The organism is Rhodobacteraceae bacterium D3-12 (assembly GCA_025916135.1).
Taxonomy (GTDB): Bacteria; Pseudomonadota; Alphaproteobacteria; order Rhodobacterales; family Rhodobacteraceae; genus JAKGBX01.
Genome location: CP104793.1, coordinates 13,156 through 27,892, shown reverse-complemented (window position 1 = coordinate 27,892; position 14,737 = coordinate 13,156). Strand labels below are relative to the sequence as shown.

16 protein-coding genes are annotated in these 14,737 nt (G+C 57.1%); 8 read left to right on the top strand and 8 right to left on the bottom strand.

Annotated elements, in window-relative coordinates; all coding sequences use genetic code 11:
* Window positions 1-30: 30 nt before the first annotated feature.
* Complete coding sequence (locus N4R57_00125; protein ID UYV39649.1) at window positions 31-225, bottom strand: hypothetical protein; 195 nt, start codon at window positions 223-225, stop codon at window positions 31-33.
* Between the two features lie 193 nt (window positions 226-418).
* Here N4R57_00125 and N4R57_00120 point away from each other — a divergent pair, with 193 nt between their 5' ends.
* The 4 genes from N4R57_00120 to N4R57_00105 all read left to right on the top strand — a co-directional run bounded on the left by N4R57_00120 (window position 419) and on the right by N4R57_00105 (window position 4,319).
* Window positions 419-2,074 carry a flagellar hook-length control protein FliK gene (locus tag N4R57_00120; protein ID UYV37575.1) on the top strand — a complete coding sequence of 552 codons (1,656 nt, stop codon included), beginning with the start codon at window positions 419-421 and terminating at the stop codon, window positions 2,072-2,074.
* Window positions 2,075-2,099: 25 nt separating this feature from the next.
* Window positions 2,100-2,786, top strand: coding sequence for a hypothetical protein (locus N4R57_00115; protein UYV37574.1), 687 nt, complete (start codon window positions 2,100-2,102; stop codon window positions 2,784-2,786).
* Between the two features lie 177 nt (window positions 2,787-2,963).
* The gene (locus tag N4R57_00110) at window positions 2,964-3,797 is read left to right on the top strand and encodes an aminoglycoside phosphotransferase family protein (GenBank protein ID UYV37573.1); all 834 of its coding nucleotides are present in this window, start codon (window positions 2,964-2,966) and stop codon (window positions 3,795-3,797) included.
* 159 nt (window positions 3,798-3,956) lie between these two features.
* Window positions 3,957-4,319: a hypothetical protein gene (locus N4R57_00105; protein ID UYV37572.1), complete on the top strand. Its 363-nt coding sequence runs from the start codon at window positions 3,957-3,959 to the stop codon at window positions 4,317-4,319.
* Between the two features lie 76 nt (window positions 4,320-4,395).
* Here the strand turns inward: N4R57_00105 and N4R57_00100 are convergent, their stop codons facing one another.
* The 5 genes from N4R57_00100 to ubiE all read right to left on the bottom strand — a co-directional run bounded on the left by N4R57_00100 (window position 4,396) and on the right by ubiE (window position 10,611).
* Window positions 4,396-5,070 carry a YjbF family lipoprotein gene (locus N4R57_00100; protein UYV37571.1) on the bottom strand — a complete coding sequence of 225 codons (675 nt, stop codon included), beginning with the start codon at window positions 5,068-5,070 and terminating at the stop codon, window positions 4,396-4,398.
* Window positions 5,067-7,217 (bottom strand): YjbH domain-containing protein, encoded by a 2,151-nt coding sequence (locus N4R57_00095; GenBank protein ID UYV37570.1) that lies wholly within the window; start codon window positions 7,215-7,217, stop codon window positions 5,067-5,069. The genes N4R57_00100 and N4R57_00095 overlap by 4 nt, the downstream gene beginning before the upstream one ends.
* 126 nt (window positions 7,218-7,343) lie before the next feature.
* Window positions 7,344-8,333, bottom strand: coding sequence for an MBL fold metallo-hydrolase (locus N4R57_00090; protein UYV37569.1), 990 nt, complete (start codon window positions 8,331-8,333; stop codon window positions 7,344-7,346).
* 14 nt (window positions 8,334-8,347) lie between these two features.
* Entirely contained in the window at window positions 8,348-9,871 is a 1,524-nt protein-coding gene (gene ubiB, locus N4R57_00085; protein UYV37568.1) for a 2-polyprenylphenol 6-hydroxylase, read from the bottom strand.
* Entirely contained in the window at window positions 9,868-10,611 is a 744-nt protein-coding gene (ubiE, locus tag N4R57_00080; protein UYV37567.1) for a bifunctional demethylmenaquinone methyltransferase/2-methoxy-6-polyprenyl-1,4-benzoquinol methylase UbiE, read from the bottom strand. The genes ubiB and ubiE overlap by 4 nt, the downstream gene beginning before the upstream one ends.
* An 82-nt stretch (window positions 10,612-10,693) precedes the next feature.
* On the opposite strand from ubiE, the gene mutM reads away from it, so the two are divergent.
* Window positions 10,694-11,545, top strand: coding sequence for a bifunctional DNA-formamidopyrimidine glycosylase/DNA-(apurinic or apyrimidinic site) lyase (gene mutM, locus N4R57_00075; GenBank protein UYV37566.1), 852 nt, complete (start codon window positions 10,694-10,696; stop codon window positions 11,543-11,545).
* 64 nt (window positions 11,546-11,609) lie between these two features.
* Window positions 11,610-12,386: an enoyl-CoA hydratase gene (locus N4R57_00070; GenBank protein ID UYV37565.1), complete on the top strand. Its 777-nt coding sequence runs from the start codon at window positions 11,610-11,612 to the stop codon at window positions 12,384-12,386.
* A 72-nt stretch (window positions 12,387-12,458) separates the two neighbouring features.
* Here the strand turns inward: N4R57_00070 and N4R57_00065 are convergent, their stop codons facing one another.
* A complete protein-coding gene (locus N4R57_00065; protein UYV37564.1) occupies window positions 12,459-12,650 on the bottom strand; it encodes a hypothetical protein in 192 nt (63 codons plus the stop codon).
* 155 nt (window positions 12,651-12,805) lie between these two features.
* Between N4R57_00065 and N4R57_00060 the strand changes: the two genes are divergently transcribed.
* Window positions 12,806-13,495, top strand: coding sequence for a hypothetical protein (locus tag N4R57_00060; protein ID UYV37563.1), 690 nt, complete (start codon window positions 12,806-12,808; stop codon window positions 13,493-13,495).
* Here N4R57_00060 and N4R57_00055 read toward each other — a convergent pair.
* On the bottom strand, window positions 13,466-14,137 hold the full coding sequence (locus tag N4R57_00055) for a hypothetical protein (protein ID UYV37562.1): 672 nt from the start codon (window positions 14,135-14,137) through the stop codon (window positions 13,466-13,468). The two genes, N4R57_00060 and N4R57_00055, sit on opposite strands and share 30 nt — an antisense overlap.
* A 242-nt stretch (window positions 14,138-14,379) precedes the next feature.
* On the opposite strand from N4R57_00055, the gene rpsT reads away from it, so the two are divergent.
* Entirely contained in the window at window positions 14,380-14,643 is a 264-nt protein-coding gene (gene rpsT, locus N4R57_00050) for a 30S ribosomal protein S20 (protein ID UYV37561.1), read from the top strand.
* Window positions 14,644-14,737 lie beyond the last annotated feature (94 nt).

The window sequence follows — 14,737 nt, the reverse complement described above, 5'->3', positions numbered from 1 at the left end:
GGCTACGATGAACCAGAAACCCTCCGTTATTCAAATCCTCATATCTGTCCCATAGGTGCTGACGTCAGACACCTTAACCATTTCCTGCGCCTGCGCATCGCGCAGGAAGGAAGCGAACTGGTCTTCGCCAGCGCCGCCCCCAAACGCTCCTCGCGACTTTCCAAACCCAGCCGCCTTCAGCATTTCCGATAAAAACGTCGCTTCCAAATTTTGCGCTGCCGCCATGATTTTTGAATCACGTGGGCTCGCCCCCTGGCCGTTATACTGTGCCGGTGGCGTTGCCGGGATTGGTGAAAAAACGGTCACGGGAATACCTCCAATTCAAGGGACTTTTCCCAATAAGCGCAGATATCGGTAAAGAACCGGTAACCAGAAACAGCGATAGTAGAGAAGTTGAGGAAGAATTCTCGAGGCCGCTATGACCGATATCCAGCTACTGCAAACCACCGATGCACAGCATACTCTTGCCAAGCAACCTGTTGCTCTGGCGGCGGTTTCCGGACGCTCGGCGACTGCACATGCATTTGGTGAAATCTTTGCAGCCCTGCACACTGCACCTTCGTCAGCGCCTAAGGTTGAGCCTTTGGCGCCATCTGCCTCAGAGCAATCACCAGAGCCAGATCAACAGGACACTGAAGGTCTGCAGGAAACCGCCTTGCAGCCCTCCGAAATCGAAGACGCTGACACCACCTTACAGCAGCCCCTTGAGGCTGAAATCCAAGCCCCTCCTTTGACGAAGATCGTTGAGCCCGCAATCGTCGCCCCCCCAATCACCATCCCCAATGCAGACCAAGCACACCACAATAACCACCGTGAGAGCTTTAGCGCTGCCGTTACTCCGCTCAGCAAAGCAAATACGCCCGCAGCACCCCAAGCGCAGCAACTCTTAGAAGCCGACTTACCCGCATTGAAAACCAATCAGAAAACCTCTGCGCCGCAGTCCGCGACACTAGAGCTGGGCCAAACACACGCTGCGACTGCGCGTCCCGATCTCCAAGCCAACCTTCCTACAGAAAAGGCCCTTCGCCCGCCTCCAAACCAATTGGAAGCTTCCCGCAAATCCACCCCTCAAACGCCCACCTCTGCCGATGGCAAGGCCGCACAGCCAAATGCGTCAGCTCAATTAACTCCCGTCCCAAATACTCCCGTCCAAAATACGCCTGTCTTGAACACGCCGTTGACAAGCATTGTCGCTCAAAACGACGCAGCCAAACCTGAACTCCCGCAAACAGCACCCGTTGTCCATGCGCCCGCCACGCTCGAAACAACGCTATCAGGCCCAAGCACACCACAGCCCGCCAGTATCACGCCTAATACGGCTGCCCCCCTTCCAAAAGTCGAGCCGCAGAAACTGCCGCTACTTGCAGAGCCAACCCTGCCAAGCATGACACCTTCCGCAAAAACTGGTGTAGCGGCAGAAAGTAGCCACGCGTCCAAGAGCTCTCCCTCTCCCATGGCAAACTCCAGCAGAAGTTTGGAAACGGCCAATGCGACGACAACCCCCAAGGAGACAACGCCACCCAATCCGTTCCCGAACCCCGGCCCTCTCGCCATCCCCAACAAGGACAGCCAAAGCCAGCTAGAATTCAGCATTTCACCGACCTCAGAACCACTTAGGTCAGAAACGCCCACCCCATCACAGCCAAGCGCCCTGCCAACGCGCCAAACAGAGCTCGCGCGCCAAGTAGCGATGCAAATTGCATCCACCCCGAAGCAGGAAAACCGCGCTATAGAACTGCGCCTGCACCCAGAAGAGCTTGGCCGCGTGCGGTTGCTTCTGTCGCCGGGTGAAACTGCGATGACTGTCTCAATCGTGGCAGAACGCGGCGAAACTCTCGACTTGATGCGCCGCCACATCAGCCAGCTCGAAACTGAATTCCAAGAGCTTGGGTATGATGATGTCACCTTCACCTTCGGATCATCTCCTCAGGGTAACGCCGATCAGAACAGCCCTCAGCATGACGACGGGCAAGGCACCCCCAAACCGGAACTGTCCGGGTCCAAACAACAAGAATCGATCAGCGGATCTCACCCTCAATCGCCCACCCAAAGCGGGCTGGATCTGCGATTCTAAGCCGACCTGAAAGGAGCCTCCTCAAATGGCCAACATCGTCACCCCAACAGCCTCCGCCGCCTCCGCAGCCGCAGCCCAATCAGCCGCCGCTGCTAACGCCACGACCTCGGGCCAAAAAGTCATCAGCTCAGATTTCCAGACCTTTCTGCAAATGATGACCGCGCAAATGACAAACCAAGATCCGCTCAATCCGATTGATAGCTCTGATTACGCGGTGCAACTCGCCACCTTCTCTTCGGTGGAACAGCAGGTGCTAACCAACGACTTGCTGACCAGCATGATTTCTCAGATGTCCAGCACAAGCATTTCCCAACTTGCCGGATGGGTTGGTATGGACGCCCGCACCACCGCGCCGATCAACTTCGATGGGAGCCCCGTTACGCTCTCTCCCCGCTCCGCCGTGCTTGCCGACGAAGCATGGCTCGTGGTGCGCGACGCAACCGGCACAGAAGTCTCTCGCGAAGCAATCAACCTCAGCGGTGATGACATCGTCTGGGCCGGTGTCGGCGCCAATGGCAGCCCTCTTGCGAATGGCGTTTATGGCTTCGAGGTGGAAAATTTCGCCAAGGGTGAAGCCATTGGCACCACTCCGGTAGAGCATTATGCCAATGTGACCGAGGCGCAAAACGTCGACGGTGTTATGGTCCTGATGCTGGATGGCGGCGTGCCCGTTTATGCCTCCGATGTCACCGCACTTCGCAATCCCATCTGAATGCGCATACCCAAGCCCGCTATTGATTGGCCCCTCTTACTCAAGTAGGTCGATACAGGTTCGCAAAACGGCCGTGCGCCGCCTTGCATCAATGTCGCCAGATATGCGTAGGGAAACGCCGCAATGCCCGGGCCTTCACAAGCACCAATTGCTGGCTCCCCGAATATGCCCGCTCCCTTGCGTGAAGCTCTCTTCTCGCGGCAAATCATTTCTCCCACATCCAAGGTTGTTCCCCTGACTGGCGGACGAACAAATCACCTTTGGCGCGCCGATACGGTCAACGGCCCTATCGTGATCAAAAGCTACACAAAACCGGGCAACAACCCACTTTTCCCAAACTCGCCCGATGATGAGGAACGGGTTCTGCGCCACCTTCACGGCACGGCGCTTGCGCCCGACTTGCTGGATTTTCTACACCTCCCGCATGGGCCTGTGTTGGTTTACTCACATATTGACGGCAGCACTTGGCATGACGAGACAAGCAAAGCGGCACGCGCCTTCGAACAACTGCACGATGCCCCCCTGCTGCCCTCACTCCCCCGCGCGCCCGATGGCAGCGCAGAGTTAACCAAACAAACATTGGCAATTCTAAAGGCCTGCAAACACGCTAAAGCGCACACCATCGCAGACTTAAGACCCACCTCTCAGGTTCCCGCGAGCGGGGTAGATTGCCTGCTGCATGGCGATCCGGTTCCCGGCAACTTGATCACCAATACTGATCGGATTGTTTTCATCGACTGGCAATGTCCTATGCGCGGCGACCCGGTGAATGATCTGGCGATCTTTTTGTCGCCCGCAATGCAACTCATCTATCGCGGCGCCGTATTGACCAAAGCCCAAGAGGAATCCTTCCTCAAAAGCTTCACCGATGCAAACCTGATCCAACGCCACCATGCCCTTACCCCTTGGTATCATTGGCGCATGGCGGCCTATTGTTTGTGGCGATACGAAAACGGAGCAGAGGAGTATCACGCCGCAATGACGCTCGAACTAGCTGCCCTTCAAGACTAGGCTTAGCGCAGCCACCGGCGCGAATCGGTAAGGCCGCACACCGCGGCACCGGCACAAAGCCCTCCCTCGTTTTGCCATTTCAAGTCCATGTTGCACCGCAGCAACAAGACGATCCTAATTCCAACAAGTGCAACCGCGAGCGCGCGTCAAAAGCACACAATGTCCATGCTTTTCAACGGATTGCACAGAGCGGGTTCGGCCTCGCTCAGCAGGTCCCATTTCTACAGGATTACCTCAATTTCTATTTCAACTGAGGGCAATTTGTGCGATACAGGTGCCGGTCGTGCCGATTTTGGTCGGCTTAACTGTGGTTTGGAGATTATTATGAACAAGCTTTCGATCATTGCAGCTGCTGCTGCTCTGGCCGTGGCAACCGCCGCACCGGTTGCTGCTGAAACCAAAACTCAAGATCCGTTCGTTTCGACACAGGGTGCCCTGGGTCTGGGCGCGGCTGGTGCTGGCGTTGCAGCTGTTGCTGCTGTTGCCCTCGCCATCGCGATCACCACGTCGGACGACAGCTAATTTCACACCGGCTTTTGCCGGATGTGTTTAAGCTATGAAAATGGCGGCCTTTAGGCCGCCATTTTTTTATGAACACTCACCGCAGGCGCTGCAAAAGAATGTGTCCGCTGACCGGGTTCAGCCACTGGCGCGACTGAACCGGCGTCCCTCGACCATCCACAAGATATGTATTGGTAAAGCTCCGCTCTCCGGCGGAACAGGTTTCGGTGATTTTGGTCGTGGCAACGTTCTTCAATTCACCGGCTGAAATACGCTGCGTACCGCCTTTTGAATACTGACATGTGGCAACCAACTCCACGGTCGCATTCCCACCGTCAAGATATCGCATAATCCGCGTCGCCGAGCCCGCCTTGCGCGCCGAGATCAAGGCCAGACTGTCCGAAACCGTAGACGACATAATATCGTTGCCCAGCCCACGCGTCGCCGTCACGACACCGCCGCGCGTTGTCACCGTCCGCCGGTCCGGCGTGCCCCATGTCTGATAGGCCCCATTCGTCTCAATCCGGGTCAAAAGCGCGGTCGCATTGCGCCCCTCCACCACCGCAAGAGCCACCGGAAGGTCGGTCGCTGTCAAAGCGCCCTGTATCGCCGCCGCCAACTGTTCCTGACTGGGTGCACTTCCCTGACCGGCTTTCTTAAGCCCGCCACCGCGTGCCGTTTTCAGAAACACGCCCTGATCCGTTCGGTTCCCGCATCCGGCCAGCACAGCCAGCGCGACAAGAACAGTAATCGCTCGCAACATGCTGCTCATCTCCAGAACCTCCCCCATGTTTTGGCCATTTCCGGCCGATGGGTGCCACGCACCGCCTCATACAGACGACCGTTTACACTCAAACGCGCCCCGCCGTTTCGCGACAGCGATCGGACAATAATCTTGTTGGTTTTCTTCGACGGCGAGCCAATCGCCCAACTCATCGGCATCGTAAAGCGGATACCCTTGTCAAACGATCCTTCGCCAAAGGCGGCGGCGGACACATTCGTCTTGGTTACAAAGGCACCAACCTTCCAACCGTTGCCGAACTCGCGATCAATCGCAACGGTCGCGCCCCAATCCCCGGCAAGATAACGTCCCACGTCAAGCTGACCATGAAACCCGTTGCCGAAATCGTAGTAGGTCGATACGTGGCCGGTCGCGATGTTATAGCTTTGCACGCCAAACAACTGATCATAATCGCGCTTGGCCACATAGTTAAGCTCTGCGCCAAAGGCCAAGCGGCTGCTGGCCGGCTTCCACAAAACCTCACCCGAGACCCCAGCGTACATCGACTCGAGGTATCCAACTGTCACCCGAGTGTACCAATCTTCGCCCAACCGTCCGTATTTGGCCAAGGTCAGATACTCGATCCGCGGGTCGTTGCCGCGCGAATACAATGCCGCATCAGAGCGCACAGGCGGAAGCGTTCCCGGTCCCGCACCTGTCGTGTTTCGCCCCGGCACCTGATCGCCCACGTTGCCTGCGCCCTTCACGGTCACCGCACCTGACAAAACCCAACCCCGCGCGATGTGGTAATCCGCGTCCAGCTTCAATCCCAAATCAACCCGCACAGGGTTGTCGGGGTCAAATACGCTCAACTTGGTATAGGGGCCAAAACTCCACGCCAATCTGGGATAGGCGCCCTCAACTGGGGTTATTCCGTCCCACGACCCCGCACCGCCGCTGAATGTCACCCGGTCCAGCATGTTTACGGCTGGCGCATTTTCAAGCTTTTCGATGTCACTGCGCGTCATGGTCACCGCGCCAGTGGGCATCCCGTTATAGCTCTGCGCGATGGTGAATTCTTCGACAGAGTTTGGCAAAACCCGTGTCAAAACCCGTGCCGCACGTCCAAACGCCTGCGCGTCCCGATCATAGCGTGGATTGCGCATCACAATCCGAACTCGGTTCCCGTCAAGCTTCATACCTTCGAGAACCATACCTTCGTTTGACAACGCCTTGGCGACATCCGTGCGCACAGCTTCGGGGCGCCCCGGCGTCGTGGTCCAGCCCAGATCACGCGCCGAAAACTTAGGCCTTACCGCAACCGGCAAAGGCGCAGTTTCGGACCCACCGGGAACGGGCGACCCCTTGGCATCCAAAGCCAACGTCACCCGCATGCCAATTTCAGACCCATACAGGTAATAGGCCCCGAAATTCACCATATCGCCCAGCTTGTAATCGACCCCGAAATTCCACGGGCTCTTGCGCTGAAACATGGTCGCGCCCGGGTCTTGCCCGCCGCCCTGTTCCTCGACATAGGCATCGGTCGAATACTCGGCCGTAAACTTCAATCGATCAGTCGCCTGATAGCTTACCCCGCCAAAGGCAGAAACCGGGCCGCGAAACCACCGGTCTGTCCGCAGGTTCCCACCCGACCCGATCGCCCCTGATGCAGGGCGCGTGCCGGTCGAACTAAAGCTGTCAAAACTGCCAAGTCGGCCCCAGCCGAAACCACCCGTCAGCCTAAGCCTTGGACCGATGGATTTTGTCGCCACCAAATACTCCGAAGAATAAAGCCCGGTTCCGATAAAGTCGCGAAAACCCACCGCAACAGCCGGGCGATATTTTCCTTCAGTCACAAGCAGATACTTCAAGTCAAACGAGCGATCATAATAGCTTGAGTTCGGATAGGCATTCGCGCCACCCCGGCCCGGCTTATAGTTCTTAAGCGCCGAATAGCGGAATGACCCGGTCAGGCGCGGCAATATCTGAAACGTCAGCGTGGTCTTCGTCGTGCCGCCAAAATGCGAGATCGTGGTGCTCAACTCGCCATCCCGCGCCATTTCCGCGGACGGCATATCCACAAGACCACCGGGCGTGCCATACATATTCTTGGAATAGGTCAGCAGGGTTTCGGGCAAAGCAGCCCCCGGAACCATTGAAATTAGCACGCCAAGTGCTGACTTTCTGATCAACTGCATCTGTCTGCCGCCTGCCTTATAAGCCTCTTTGTGTCGATTTTATGGGCTTCTACCCCATTTGAACAGGGCCGATACCAAGCGGGCATGCAACCCGTTAGTCAGTGTCGCAATATTGCATGACGTCCCTCAAATGCGTATCTGCTGCCCCGGAGAGAGCGGCAAAAACGCCTCCTGCGACACGCCCGCCTCATCCAAAGCCTGCACAAGCGCCTCGCGCGGCACCTCAATACCTTCATTGGTAAGCTGAAATGTGCCCCAATGATGCCCCACGGCGCGCTCCGCGCCAAGCAGACGGAACGCTTCTACCGACTCCAATGGGTTCATATGCTGATCCTTCATGAACCAGCGCGGCTCATAGGCACCGATCGGCAAGATCGCCAAATCAAACGCCCCGTGACGCACCGCCGCATCCTTAAAATTGCGCCCTTCAAAAAAACTGCTGTCCCCAACGTGGTAAATCCGGTGCGTCGCAGTCTCGATAACAAAACTCGCCCAAAGCGCCATGCACCTGTCACCCACCCCACGCGCCGACCAATGGTGCGTCGGCTCGGTGTGAATGGCCACGCCCTTCACCTCAATCACATCGCCCCAATCCACCGCGTCTACACGCGCCGCCCCAATGGCCTTGCGGATGATCGTATCATTGCCAAGCGGGGTTATGATCCTCGGATCAAACTGGGCGCAAATCGCTTTCAGCGCCAATAGATCAAGATGGTCATAGTGGTTATGCGTGATCAGGATCAGATCAATTTCAGGCAGATCACCGGCTGCAATTCCCGGCGCATTCACCCGTTTGGGTCCGGCAAAGCTCAACGGGCTAACGCGCTCTGAAAACACCGGATCAATCAGGATATTCAGCCCGCCCGCCTGCAAAAGAAACGACGCATGGCCAATATGCGTCACCTCGCAATCGCCCTTGCCCAATCGCGCAACAGGCTTTGCACTTTCAAACGGGCTGGGGTGATGTTTCGGCCATCGCTCACGCCCGCCTTGCAGTTGCCATTTCAAAACGTCTCGCAGCTGTTTTGGCTGAACGCCACCGGGGTTAAAAAACCGAACACCATCAAAATGGTCGCTTACCGGCCCCTCGTAATAGGGATTCTTAGCGCCCGCCATTCAGCCTCAAACCATCATCGACAGAGCCACCGCCCCGCCGCCCAAACCTGCGCCCAACACCAGCCAAAGCAGCCAGCCAAAGCGCGACCGCTTGTGTATTGTTTGATCCGGACCTGTCCCTGCCGCACCAACGCCTGCTCCACTATCCCAGGAAGCCGCGGCCCAAACCGCGCCAGAACACGCGCCGTTTTCGCCATGTCCCGCGCAAAGGCACGTGGCCCGATTGACCCTTTGATGTAATCGGCAACGATCGGTTTGGCGACGTCCCAGATATTCAGATGCGGCGACAATGACCGCGCCACGCCCTCTACGACAACCATCGTGCGCTGCAATAGGATCAGCTCGGTGCGCGTCTCCATCCCGAAACGCTCTGTGACTTCAAACAGATAAGACAACAACCGCCCCATCGAAAGCTGGCTGGCGTCCATGCCGAAAATCGGCTCACCAACGGCCCGCAAAGCACGCGCGAAATCATCAACATCACGATCAGCAGGCACATATCCCGCCTCGAAATGCACCTCTGCCACGCGCTTGTAATCACGCTGGATAAAGCCGAACAGGATCTCTGCATAAACCCGCCGCGTGTATTCGTCGATATGCCCCATAATACCGAAATCAAAAGCTATGATATCGCCATTCGGCGCGACCTTCAGGTTGCCCTGATGCATGTCCGCATGAAAAAATCCGTCCCGAAGGGCATGGCTCAGGAAAAGCTGCAACACCCGCTCTCCCAGCGCAGTCAAATCATGCCCCGCCGCCTCAAGCGCGGCATTGTCGCCCAGCGGAATGCCCTCGGCCCAACTCATCGTCATGACCCGACGGTTCGAATAGGCCCACTTTACCTGAGGCAGGCGGAACCCTTCGTCGTCTACCGTGTTGGCAGCGAATTCGCTGGCCGACGACGCCTCCAGCCTCAGGTCCAACTCGCCTTTTACCACACCTTCGAAATGCGTGATCACATCGCGCGGCTTTAACCTGCGCGAGGCCGGGCTCAGAAATTCGATGACATCCGCCGCAAAGTAAAACGCGTCTATGTCACGTTGAAACGCGCGCTCGATTCCGGGCCGCAGCACCTTGACGGCCACGTCCTCCTGCGTTTCCTTCAACCGCGCGCGATGCACCTGTGCAATCGACGCCGCCGCCACCGCATCCGAGAAATCCTCGAAAATTTCGTCAACTTCCACGCCGCGCGTTTCGCGCACTTCGGCCTTGGCAAGCTCGGTGGGAAACGGTGGCAGCTTGTCCTGCAAGACCCTAAGCTGCACAGCAAGCTCGTCGCCCACAACATCTGGCCGCGTGCTCAATATCTGCCCGAATTTTACATAAGCCGGCCCAAGAGCCGTCAACGCCCGCGTCGCAGGCGGCATCGACGCGTCCCCCTTGTCGCCCAGCCACTGCACCGGCCAGACCAGCCCGCGCATCACCATCCTAAGCAACGGTGGCGCTTGATAGGCATCAAGGATGACTTTCATCGCTCCGGTCCGCTCCAGAGTGGCCCCCGTGCGGATCAGCCGGATGATATTATGCGGCCCCCTCACAGCTTCCAACCCGAATGCAAACAGGCAATGCCCATCGACAGATTGCGATATTTCGCCTGCTCAAAACCCGCGTCCCTGACCATCCCAAGGAACGTATATTGGTCAGGAAACTTGCGAATGGATTCAACAAGATACTGATAGCTATCCCGATCATTCGCAATCATCTTCCCCATCTGCGGAATGATGTTGAACGAATACAAATCATACACTTTCTGCATCAACTCATTGGGGATCTGGCTGAACTCCAGAACCATCAACCTCCCGCCCGGCTTTAACACCCGGAACGCCTCGTTCAAGGCCTCCTGCGGGCGCGTCACATTCCGAATGCCAAAGCTGATCGTGTAAACATCAAACGTATTGTCAGGGAACGGCAAAGCCATCGCATCCCCAACCACCCAATCCAGACTATCGGCCATGCGGTCGGCCTCGGCCCGTTTGCGCCCCGCGATCAACATCGGCTCCGTCAGATCAAGCACGGTGGCATGACCCTGCCCCGCACGTTTCAGAAACTTGAACGAAATATCGCCGGTGCCCCCCGCAACATCCAAAAGCCGCTGCCCCGGACGTGGCGCAAGCCAATCCATCATCGCATTTTTCCAAATGCGGTGGATGCCCATGCTCATCGCATCGTTCATCACGTCATATTTCGACGCAACCGAGCCGAAAACACCCTGCACCTTCCCGGCTTTTTCCGCTTCGGGAACGTCCTGAAATCCAAAATGTGTGGTCTTGTCGCTCATGGGTCTTGCCTTACCGGGTCCATGCCCCTCTCTATAACGGGTGCAAGACGCACACAATGCGCCGTAATGACCGGAATTTCCGATGCCCGAACTGCCCGAAGTCGAAACTGTTCGCCGTGGCCTCGCCCCTTCGATGGAGGGACAGGTAATTGCAACCGCCACGGTCAACCGCCCCGATCTGCGGTGGCCGTTCCCCGACCATTTCGCAGAGCGCCTGACCGGACGCCACATCGCCCGTCTGCGCCGTCGCTCGAAATACATCCTCGCCGATCTCGATCAGGGAGAATCGCTCCTGATCCATCTCGGAATGTCCGGCCGAATGACCGTTTCGGGCGACCCTCTGGGGCAATTTGTCCATCACCACCCGGCTCAGGAAAAACACGATCACGTCATTCTCGATATGGCGAACGGCGCGCGCATCACCTTCAACGATCCCCGCCGCTTCGGCGCGATGGACCTCATCTCAACCGACAACGCTGAACGCCATCCGCTTCTCGCCAAACTTGGCCCCGAACCCTTGGGCAACAGCTTCGATGAACCCTACCTCATACGCGCTCTTGCCGGCAAAAACACTCCGATCAAAACGGCCCTTCTGGATCAACGCATCATCGCCGGCTTGGGAAATATCTATGTCTGTGAAGCACTTTACCGTGCCCGCATCTCGCCGACCCGCAAGGCTGGCCGCATAAGTGCGCCGCGTGTTGCAACCCTTGTCCCGATCATCCGCGACGTGCTGACCCAAGCCATCGCCGCAGGCGGTTCAAGCCTCAAGGATTTTCGCCAGGCAAGCGGCGAGCTGGGGTATTTTCAACACCGTTTTGACGTCTACGATCGCCAAGGCGCACCCTGCCCCACCCCCCAATGCAGCGGAGAGATTCGCCGAATCGTCCAAGCCGGACGATCAAGTTTCTACTGCCCGCAATGCCAAAGATAGCTTGAACCAATCACCGACAATGGTAAGGAATCAGGTTCATGCGAAACAGCCGAAAGCTATCATCATGGCCTTTGAGACGATCATCGTCGAAGTAGAAGATCATATCTGCCTCATAAAACTTCATCGCCCCGATGCCCTGAATGCGCTCAATGATCAGCTGCTCAGCGAACTGGCTCGGGCGATGACCGAAGCACAGGCAAACGACAAAGTCCGCTGCATCGTCCTGACCGGATCCGAAAAGGCCTTCGCCGCCGGGGCCGACATCAAGATGATGAGCGAAAAGAGCTTTGCCGACGTATTCACCGAAGACCTCTTCACCAACGAAACAGACACGATCAGCCGCGTGCGCAAGCCCATTATCGCTGCTGTTGCTGGCTATGCGCTTGGGGGCGGCTGTGAACTGGCGATGCTCTGCGACTTCATCATCGCCGCCGACACCGCGAAATTCGGCCAGCCCGAGATCAATCTCGGCGTTATGGCGGGCATTGGTGGCACCCAGCGCCTCACCCGTCTCATCGGCAAATCCAAGGCGATGGACATGAACCTGACCGGCCGCTTCATGGACGCCGAAGAAGCCGAACGCGCCGGGCTCGTCTCGCGTGTGGTTCCCGCCAAAAAGCTCATGGAAGAAGCGATGGGCGCCGCCGCCAAAATCGCGGAGAAAAGCGTGATCACCGTCATGGCCGTCAAGGAATCGGTTAACCGTTCCTATGAAACCACCCTGCGCGAAGGCTTGCTCTTTGAACGCCGCGTGTTCCATTCCCTGTTTGCGACCGAAGATCAAAAAGAAGGCATGGCCGCCTTCATGGAAAAGCGCGAAGCCCAGTTCCGCGACCGCTAAACACAAGTTTCTGCCACAATAAGAACACCCGGCGCTCACCAGAGACCGGGTGTTTTTTTTACAAGTTGCCCATCACGCCTCGCGCAAGCCGCCTTGCAATATGGACAGGTCAACGCCTAGATCGCACAGCTTTTTACGGTCTTCCCGATCAAGTCGATACCACAGATCACAGCGCAACCGCCGCGATAGTGCGATGCATTTCTGCGGATCTTCCTCCGTCAGAATTTTGCCAACCTGTTCGCCAATGTCGTTCAATTCTGTCACTTTTTCAGCCTAAAAAACACAAACTTCCATGAAAAACATCATGTCCTGAACCGGATTGGCCGACACATTCAATTTTGTCAATTCAACCAAAGCGAGAATACACGGACGTGGATAGCTGATTGGATCTTGGCACGCATATCTTGAGCGCATGCAAAATGCGCGACCTGTCTCTCGCAGCGGCCTGTAAGAAGGCTGACCTGCGGTATTCTACTCTGCACGCCCAGATTCACAACCGCCGCGAAATTCCGTTTTCGACAATCGACAGGCTCGCCACCGCTCTGGCGCTCCCGATCAGCCACTTTTCACAAAACGCAGCGCCCTTCACCTTTGAGCCCGTCGATTTGTTCAACGACGAGCAGATCGAAACGGCGCGCATCATGTCCGATCTTGTGCTCAAACAAACGCGACCGACCAAGCGAAGCCGTCAAATAAACATTGATGACATGCTCGACTGGCTGATGGCCAACAACAGCCAACTGGTGAACTGCAAGGAACTGATCGACTGGTTCAACCTGTTCCTGCCCATCAAGCCGGGCGACACGGCGCCAACACCTTACCGCATCGGCCCCAAAAGCCTCTCGGCCAAGTTCTTTAGCATTCTCAGCGTCGAAAGCTATAACGAGATCATACAATGCTATGACGAGGACACGCGCCGCGCCATCGTTCAGGCGCATCTCGATTGCGCCGACAAACCTTACCTGATCACCGATCGCAAGGTGGACACCGTTTCCAAAGGCATTCGCGTCAAGGGCACCTACCGCCGCCTGCTCGCACCGGTGACCGACACTGACGGGCGCAAGCTCACGCTTTCCTTCTCAAAGCTCACTCATTTCCCCCGTGCGTAGCATATGCCAGAAGTCCGCCGCCGGGATCGCGACCAGAACATGCGTATCCTCGCGCCCTTCCGGTATTGGCTTTTTCCACGTCACCACGCGCGGCACGCGATAGGTAAACCCATAAAGCTCGGCCTGACGCGCGTGCTGCTTGGTCACAAAGCCGTACATCCAATCAAAATCCGGCCACGTCATGCCCGACAGCACCATGGTCAGCCGCGCATAGGCCGACAAGGTCTTGCGACTGGTGCGCGTCCGCAACGACACTTCCAGATCGCCAAAAAAAATCAGCCGCCCACCAATAAGCTGTGACACCGACGGGGCAATGTAATCAACCACCTCGCGCCCGCCGCCAAACTGCGCATTGCTTGTGCGCTCAAGATAGCTGCCAAGCGTCTCGCCATTTAGATCATAGTATCGCGCCGCCAGCCGCCCGACGCGGTCCTCCCCCTGAAGCAGAAACGTCCAGAACGCCGACCCCGCGACGAAATCGTTGCGCACAAGCGAGATTTTCGGGTTCTGGGAAAGCTTCTCTTCCTGCGCAAGCCATCGCGTGATGCGCGCAAAATCATCTTCGGCTTCGCAATCAAACCCGGCCTCGTTCAAGGTCCTGAGCAACGCCGCCGATTGGACGATGATCTCTTTATGCAACATCTGCCTTCCTGCCCGGCTTTTCCTCTCGCTACCACACTCACCTTCGCAAACGCCACCACCCCGCGCGCGCAAACTCTGACGCGTTGCATATTCTCAATTGCATTTCCGCGCCAAATCCTTATTAAGCGGCCCAGATATGCGCGTGATGCCCGCTTAGGCAAGAATCATGCCCCGTACGACGGGGGCCCGCTCGGGGTATTGCGTGCGACACCGTTTGAACCGAACCAGAGAAAGGGCCACCCATGGCAAATTCGCCCCAGGCCAAGAAACGCGCACGCCAGAATGAGCGTCGCCTCGCCGTCAACAAAGCGCGCCGTTCGCGTATCCGCACCTTCCTGCGCACCGTCGAAGAAGCAATCGCTTCTGGTGACAAAGAAGCCGCAACCAGCGCGCTTCGCGCAGCTCAGCCAGAACTGATGCGCGGCGTCTCCAAAGGCATCTTCCACAAGAACACCGCATCGCGCAAAATGTCGCGTCTTTCGGCACGGGTCAAAAGCCTCGGCTAAAGCGATTCTTGTTAAAGCTATAAAAAAGAGGCGCTCCAGCCAGAGCGCCTCTTTTTCTGTGTGACCCCTTATTTCCTTGGCCCATAAGCACTTC